The sequence below is a fragment of the Arthrobacter sp. B0316-1-20 genome (genome assembly GCF_059091865.1).
This window is the reverse complement of sequence record NZ_JBNHHC010000095.1, coordinates 1-7,796: the sequence shown is the minus strand read 5'-3', so window position 1 is coordinate 7,796 and position 7,796 is coordinate 1. Positions and strand designations below refer to the sequence as shown.

At 63.0% G+C, this 7,796-nt stretch carries 5 protein-coding genes and 4 pseudogenes; 2 read left to right on the top strand and 7 right to left on the bottom strand.

Annotation, left to right across the window (positions count from 1 at the left end):
• Window positions 1–379: 379 nt before the first annotated feature.
• Window positions 380–532, top strand: a pseudogene (locus AC5RW2_RS39105) (transposase); the annotation flags it as partial.
• A 227-nt stretch (window positions 533–759) separates the two neighbouring features.
• Here the strand turns inward: AC5RW2_RS39105 and AC5RW2_RS39100 are convergent.
• Window positions 760–1,420, bottom strand: a pseudogene (locus AC5RW2_RS39100) (IS5 family transposase).
• A 343-nt stretch (window positions 1,421–1,763) separates the two neighbouring features.
• Here AC5RW2_RS39100 and AC5RW2_RS39095 point away from each other — a divergent pair.
• A pseudogene (locus AC5RW2_RS39095) lies at window positions 1,764–2,746 on the top strand (IS110 family transposase).
• 86 nt (window positions 2,747–2,832) lie between these two features.
• On the opposite strand, the gene AC5RW2_RS39090 reads toward AC5RW2_RS39095, so the two are convergent.
• From AC5RW2_RS39090 to AC5RW2_RS39065, 6 genes and pseudogenes are all read right to left on the bottom strand, one after another.
• Entirely contained in the window at window positions 2,833–4,371 is a 1,539-nt protein-coding gene (locus AC5RW2_RS39090; protein ID WP_493986425.1) for a TRAP transporter large permease, read from the bottom strand.
• On the bottom strand, window positions 4,368–4,991 hold the full coding sequence (locus tag AC5RW2_RS39085) for a TRAP transporter small permease subunit (protein WP_493986426.1): 624 nt from the start codon (window positions 4,989–4,991) through the stop codon (window positions 4,368–4,370). The genes AC5RW2_RS39090 and AC5RW2_RS39085 overlap by 4 nt, the downstream gene beginning before the upstream one ends.
• Window positions 4,992–5,210: 219 nt before the next feature.
• Window positions 5,211–6,449 (bottom strand): type 2 periplasmic-binding domain-containing protein, encoded by a 1,239-nt coding sequence (locus AC5RW2_RS39080; protein WP_493986427.1) that lies wholly within the window; start codon window positions 6,447–6,449, stop codon window positions 5,211–5,213.
• 372 nt (window positions 6,450–6,821) lie between these two features.
• Window positions 6,822–6,983 (bottom strand): acyl-CoA dehydrogenase family protein, encoded by a 162-nt coding sequence (locus AC5RW2_RS39075; RefSeq protein WP_493986428.1) that lies wholly within the window; start codon window positions 6,981–6,983, stop codon window positions 6,822–6,824.
• A gap of 121 nt (window positions 6,984–7,104) precedes the next feature.
• Window positions 7,105–7,188: pseudogene (locus AC5RW2_RS39070) on the bottom strand (hypothetical protein); the annotation flags it as partial.
• 316 nt (window positions 7,189–7,504) lie between these two features.
• Window positions 7,505–7,796, bottom strand: a 292-nt coding sequence (locus AC5RW2_RS39065; RefSeq protein ID WP_494075192.1) for a hypothetical protein, incomplete at its 5' end; no start/stop codon positions are given.

Sequence of the window (7,796 nt, the reverse complement as noted above, 5' to 3'; positions counted from 1 at the left end):
TAAGTACGTGTTGGGAAAGTGGCCGGTTGACTGCCCGGGGTCGGCGGGGCCAGCGTAGGAATATGTCCGGTTCCTCCCCGCGCCCGTACCCGTCGGACCTGACCGACGGACAGTGGGAGTTGATCGAGCCGCTGGTGCCGGTGAAGACCGGCGGACGCCCGGCGGTCCATCCGCGCCGGCGGATCGTGGAGGCCATCTGCGTACGTGACCCGGAGCGGGTGCGCATGGCGGATGATGCCCCACGACTTCCCGCCCTGGGACACCGTGTACTGGTACTTCCAGCGCTGGAACGCGGACGGCACCACCGAGGCGATCCACGACGCGCTGCGCGGGGCGGTCCGGCAGGCAGCCGGACGGGACACGGCGGGCCTCGGCCGGGGTCGTGGACTCTCAGTCGGTCAAGGGCGCCGACACCGTCGGGAGCGATTCCCGCGGTTACGACGCGGGCAGGAAGGTCAACGGCCGCAAGCGGCACATCCTCACCGACACCGCCGGACTGCTGGTCGTGGTGCTGGTGACCGCGGCCAGCTAAGCAGGACCGCGACGGCGGGCGACTGGTTCTGGAAAAATCCCGGGCGAGGATGCCCTCGCTCGTGCAGGCATGGGCCGATGGCGGCTACGCCGGCAAGCTGCTGGAAACCGCCCGGGACCTGCTCGGGATCACCCTCGAAATCGTGGCCAAGCCCGAGGGAATGCATACCTTCGAGGTCCTGCCCCGGGCCGGCGTCCTTGGCAGGCCGCCGAAGCCGCCTAACCCCTTTAGGGTGCGTCTCCCATTAGGCGTAGCCAGGTGAGGATGGCGCAGATCGTGACGCCGGCGCGGTAGGTGATGGCGAGTTTGTCGAAGCGGGTCGCGATGCCACGCCATTGCTTGGCGAGAGCGAAGTACCGCTCGACGACGTTGCGTCCCTTGTACGCGTTCTCGTCGAATCCGGATAGCCGCCCGCCACGGCTGCCGCGCCGCTTGCGTGCGGCAGCCTGGTCGCGTTTGTCGGGAATGACGGCCGTGGTCCCGCGTCGTCGTATCTCCTTACGAATCATGCCAGTCGCGTATGCGCGGTCTGTGAGCACGGCATCGGGGCGGGTGCGGGCACGGCCTACACCCAGGCGTGCCACGCGGATCTCGGAGAGAACCTTGGCAAGCATCGCACTGTCGTTGCGTTGGCCGCCGGTGATGACCATCGCCAACGGCCGGCCGTGACCGTCGACGGCCTGGTGGATCTTTGTCGTCAACCCGCCGCGGGAACGGCAGATCCCGCTACGGGATCCCGGTCCGAAACCGGTACGCGATCCCCTCGACCACCCGACGGTCATCACCGAACGGATGCCCGCGCCGCCCTTGGATCGACGGCAACAACGACGCTATCCGCTTCCATTGCTCGTCCGTGAACACCCGATACCGCGAACCCGTCGACCTCATCCGGCAAGCATCCCGCGAGACTCACCACCGATATGGGAGACACGCTGTGAGTCTTGTGGGTGGCTGGTCTGGGACCGGCTGGCAGGGTTGACGTTGGTCGCCCCGCCCTTGGTCGTGACTCAAGACACGCTCGGCCCCTTCGGGGTGCCCTGCTAGGGATCTGTCCGTCCGAGGCGGGGCGGCTGGCGTCGTCCTGGCCCACCTCGGTGACCTGATCAGAAGGCTGTCCGCCCTTGCGGGCGTGACTCATCACAGTACTGCCCCGCGGTGACTCCTACCCGGACCGGCGCCGGCCGCCAGCGGCCGGACCATCAACCCTGGAGTAGGAAGGACCCGAGCCGCTATGACCATAGTCGCCCATGTTCACCCGTTCGTCATCGGAGTCGACACCCACGCCCGCAACCACGTCCTGGCGGTCCTCGCCGCCACCGGGGAAGTCCTCGACACCGGCCGGTTCCCCACCACGGCCATCGGCATGGCGCGCGCGATCGCCTGGGTGGCGCGCCGCATCGGTGGTGATCTGGCCGCGTTGTGGGTGATCGAGGGCGTGGCATCGTATGGTGCCGGCCTGGCCGCCGCAGTCGGGCAGGCCGGTTACGAGGTGGGCGAAGCGGCACGGATGAACGCGCGGAGCAACCGGGGCCTGGGCAAGTCAGACGCCCTGGGCGCACACCACATCGCCGCGACCGTCCTTCCCCTGGACTCCGGCCAGCTGCGCCGCCCGCGCCTGGCCGAAGGCGTCCGGGCCGGTCTGCGCGTCCTGGTCGCGGCCCGTGACCACATGGGCGCCGAGCGCACCGCCGCCGTCAACGCGCTGATCGCGCTGCTGCGGGTTGTCGAACTCGGAATCGATGCCCGCAAACCGCTGACCCGCACGCAGATCGCCACGGTAGCCCGGTGGCGGTCCCGCGACGAAGACCTGGGCACCACAACCGCCCGGGCCGAGGCCATCCGCTTGGCCAGGCGCGTGGTCGAGCTCGACGAGCAGATCGCCGCCATCTGCCTCACCGCGTGGTCTCCCATCACGGGCGGGTCCGCTCCGAAGCCGCCTTCGCCGCCCTGGCCGCGGTGAACCCCATCCCGGCGTCTTCGGGCAACACCGTCCGCCACCGCCTCAACCGGGGTGGCGACAGGCGACTGAACAGGGCCCTGCACATCGCCGTCCTCACCCGGATGACCCATGACCCGCAGACCCGGGTCTACCTCGAGCGGCGCCAGGCCCAGGGCCGCACCACCAAGGAGATCCGCCGCTGCCTGAAACGCTACCTGGCCCGCCAGATCTACCGGATCCTCAACACCACCGGCACAGCTGCCAGCCCGGCTTGACGAACATAGAAGGATCCCTAGACTACCTGTCCGCCCGGCCCGTGGGAGCCATCGAGCGGGCCGTTGAGCGACAAGTCAGTACGCGGCTACTGGGCTGACGATATGCCTGGTAGCCACAGCGCAAGATCCGGCCACATCACGAGTATCACCAGCATGAGTATGCAAGCGGCGATGAAGGGCATCACGCCCTTGAAGACATCGGTGATGCTCAACTTGAGTCCCATCCCCTTCGTAGAGGATTGTGCCAACGCCAAGACGACGAAATCGAGTATCCCTAATGGTGGTGCGACCATATCAATCTCTGCCAGCACGATGAGGAATACTCCGAACCAGATCAAGTCGATCCCCAGCGCCTCCAATGGACCGAGGAACACTGGGATCGTGAGGAGCATCATCGCCAACGTGTCAAGGAAGAAGCCAAGAATGAGGTAGACGGGGATGAGCATCAAGAGGAATAGGATTGGAGTCAAGCCCATGCCTACGACAGTGTCGCCTACCCATTGCGCCAGCCCGCTCAGTGCCATCACCCGCGTGAGAATCTGTACTCCAAGAAGCAACAGGAAGATGGCAGCAACCGCGGAAACCGTTTCTATGAGGGTGCCTGAGAAGAACGACCCGACCAAACGGCGAGTAGGCACCGCGTTTGCATTCTTTCTGAGCTGCTGTTTCCTTCTTCGAAGGACCTGTCCCAGCCCGAGTATCAGCACGATGAGGGCGCCGTACGCCCCTGCTTCAGTCGCCGTGAAGACACCCCCGTAGATGCCACCAAGCACCACGACCACGATGAGCAGAACAGGTATCAGGTGCACCAGGGAAGCGAAGCGTTCCCTCCATGTGTGCGACTCGCCACGAGGGGCTGATTGAGGACTGATCCATGCCCAGAGAATGATCACGATCGTGAAGAGCAACGCCAGGAGCAGGCCAGGAACTACGCCCGCGAGCAGTTGCGGTCCGACCGGGGTCTCAGCAACGCCGGCATAGATCACAAGCATGACGCTAGGCGGGATCACTTGACCCAGGGTTCCGCTTATGGCCGTTGCACCCATCGCCAAGCTGGGTCGATAGCCCGACTTAATCATCTCCGGAATCGACACTCGTCCGATCGCGTATACGATCCCGATCGTGCTTCCACTCGTGGCGGCCATCCCGGCCCCGGCGAAGTTCGTTGAGACCGCGAGACCTCCCGGCATCCACCCCAGCCACTTTCGCGCCGAGTCGTACGCACCGGCCATCAGTCCGCTCTTGCCCAGAGCTACACCCATCAGCACGAACATCGGGATGACGCTCAACGACCACGAGGCAAAAGAAGTGAAGACTATCTCCTTCAGCGTGCCCACAACTGCATTCGGACCCATGAGGACGTAGAGGCCGAGGATGCCGGTTCCCGCCATGGCGATGCCGATCGGGATCTTGAAAAGCATCAACGTCATGCTGAGCAGGATGACCACGAACCCGATGATTAGCTTGTTCGTCGGCATGACGACCAAGTACAACGTCAGGAGCACGGTCACCACGGCGGTGACAACAAGACCGATGGTGAATCGCCTCGCTCTTAGCGCGTCCTTCAAATCGATTGGAGACTTTGTCGTGGGCGGGTTGGGGTTCTCACCTACCGTCGTGTTCACCGATCTTCCGCCTTCTCACCTACGGCCGCTGGAGCCTCCAACTCGTCAAACACAGTTTCCTCCGCCTCGAGCGCCGCTACTTCTTCATGCTCATCGAGCGCGTGGAACTCCTCCACCGTGATTGCTCTCACCGCGCTGGCGATCATCTGCAACAGCAGCCCGAACAAACCGACGACAATCACCCATCGATATGGCCAAATCTCCATCCAAGGTGTACCGACAGCCTTCTCTCCCAAGGCTGTGGCGTCCATCGCCTTCTCAATGCTGAACCAGAAGAGAAGCGCCGTCACGGCGATACTAAAGGCTATGGAGACGATTTCGATGACCCGTTGGGTGCGTGGGCCCGTCGGAGCTGTGAGCAGATTGACTCGAATGTGCTCCCCACGCAGCAATGCGTATCCCAAGCCGAGTGAGACGAGTACCGGCATCCAGGCGAACTGCGTGAAGTCGAGTGTGCCAGGAAGCGTGCGGTCGAAGAAGAACCGCCCAATAACGCCGACGACGACATTGAGCATAAGAGCAACAGTTGCGACTCCTCCCAAAACCGCTAACAGGACGCTCAGACCATCGATCCACTTCGTCCACGGGACACGGGTGGGCGCGCCATCAAATGCTGTCATTGAACTTCTCCTCTCACAAAGCGACGACGCCGTCGAATAGACCACGTCTCAGCCCGACTTCAGCAGACGGTATGGCCCGGCAAGCCCGCGGCCATGCCATGGCTCTCGTCCTACGGCCACACCTCAACAGTCGCTTGCGGGACGAGGGACTGGTACCCGAGTCCGGCGACTCAGGGACCAGAGTCCCTGCGCAGCCCTGACGCGGTCGTTCCCTCGCGGTCACTTGATCGGACGATATGGAGCGAGCCCGTCCACGAGAAGCTCTCGATAGACATCCCAATCGACGGTTTCGACGGTCGTGGCCATCGCATCGATGAGTGCTTCAGTGCTCTGGTCGTTACTGACATCCGCACCGATCTGGTCCTCGACAAGCCCTGCCCACTTTTCCAACGCAGTCGCGTAACCGTCGAGCAGACCCTGCGGATCCTCCACGCCCACCGGGGCGGAGGCCGGAAGGTCGGCGACGGTACTCCGCTGACGCTCGAGGACGATAGGCATAAGCTCCGAGACATCTTCGAACAGCAAGCCATGCTCCGTCGGCCCCTCGCTCGCCAAGGTGGCGAACTCCTGAGCGCTGGCGCGCATGAACTCAATGAGAAGGGTAGGGAGGGCGTCGTGGAAGATCTGTCGCACTTCAAGCGGGAAGCTCTCCCAAGTGTCCTTGTTCATAACCCAGCCGAACCCGATGGCGGAGCTCAACCCAACCGGAAGGTAGTGCTTCGCGACATCCCAGAACCCGGATGTGATGTAGGACGGCTGTGACACGACGCAGTCGATCATGTCTCGTTGGAAAGCTTCATAGGTCTCCGCGAGGGGAAAAAAGGTGTTGGACATGCCGATAGACTCGACTTCCCCCTGGAAGGGCGAGCCGGCCGTGCGTGCAATCTTGCCGGCCGCGTCCTCCGGCGTGGTAATCGACTCGTTGCAGATCATGTCCTGTGGGTAACCACCGGTTATCGCGAGTTCCACCACATTATGATCAGCTAGCTCCTTCGAGATCAGACCGGTAGCCTTGTAGTTCTCGACGGTCGCTCCCATCGACTGGAGGTAGCCGCCCGGGTAAGATTTGGCGCTCATAGAACCCGCGTTTGTGAACCAGTTGCCGGCCGGCAGGGACTGGGGTGCGTACTGCAACACGTAAGCCGAGATGTCAGCCACACCGTGCCCGACGCCTGTCAACGCGTCAGGCCCACCGAAGAGTGAACCCGACCAGAAATTCTCGAACGTGATCTTTCCGCCCGTCTTTTCGGTGACCTCGGCCTGAAAAGCGAGCATGCCCTGAGCAGAAGCCCCCCTCTCCGAACTGAGGTCGTGCACGACGAGTTCGATTGGCTCCAGGTCGGCAAGGCTGCCGCTCCCGGTTGCCTCCCCCCCCCGGGAGCAACCAGCGAGAAGAATGCCGGTAATCGCGACAACGCCTACCGCGGTCATGATGGTCTGCTTGCGGGCGGTGAGCACAGTGAACTCCTTTGTTCATAGCTAAGCAGCGGGGACGCGGAGGTGCTCGCCTTCCCGCTTAGGACATCTATACGATCAAGTCGGAGGCGTCAGCACACAAACGATCGTTTGGTTTAATGTATAGTACGAAGATATTGAAGGCAAGCACCGTCATGACCCCTCCTCGGACATCTCGTGGAAACGGATGCTCGAATCCGTAGCGTTCCGAAGGCGACTGGGCGACTGCCTGTGGAACGCCATGGGTCGTCTTGGATTTCGCCGAGCCGGCAGGTGACCTCGGAGAGCCGCTCGGCGGAAACCCGTATTCAGCGAAGGCCGTTATGCAGCGCCGCAGCGGCGTCTGTCTTTGAAGTGATTTCCAGCAGCACGCCATCAGAAGCCGAGATCACGCCCGAACAACTCCTTCATAATCTCGTTTGAGCCGGCCCAGATTTCGGTGACCCGTGCGTCCTTACCCCGCGCGACACGGTACTCGTTCATGTGGCCGAAGCCCCCGTGGAGCTGCAGGCAGGCGTCGAGAATCCCGTTCTGCACATCCGCGCTCCTTGGCTTTGACGGCATCAATCGAGGTGATTTTGCCGCGGCTGTGCGCGTCGATGTAGGCTTGCGCGACGTCGAGTTCGGTGACGAGCTCGGCGATTTTGAACTTTTTGTACTGGTGCGAGCCGATCGGGTTTCTGAACGCCTCCCGTTCGTGGGCGTAGTCGATCGTCTCGAGCAGGATCGCGCACGTGTGCAAGGTTAGAGATGACCCGGAGACCCTCTCTTGCGGGTAACTTCAGTGTGCCGGTTCCCCCGGAACAGTGTCTGCCGCCGAAGTGTCACCAGAGGAGGGAGAACAGCAGGCCCCGCAGGAAGCACGAGCCTAACCGGCGTTCACCTGCCTAACTTTGAATCCCTCCGGCCCCCGGAAGGACCTGCCCCCGCTGCCGAGGCCTTCTCCCCGCTGCGGCACTTCCCTCCGACTCATGATTCGACGCGCGTGCTCCCAACGCCGTTCCCGATGCAGCCAAAGCCTCGACTGGAAATGCCCAGCGAAAGCTAACTTTGGCCACTCAATCCAGTGTAGACAAGTCGCTGCCTGCCGAAGCGCCGGAACTCCCGGGCACGCCAGTGTTCCGGCTGATACTGAGAATCCTGCATGCCGCGGAGTTGGAGTACTCCTCTTTCATGAGCCGAACATACAGGGGGACGTTTCTCAACCAGCCTATGAGGCCCCATTTTTCGTCTTCGGCGCGCCGAATGTCCCATAAGTACGTGTTGGGAAAGTGGCCGGTTGACTGCCCGGGGTCGGCGGGGCCAGCGTAGGAATATGTCCGGTTCCTCCCCGCGCCCGTACCCGTCGGA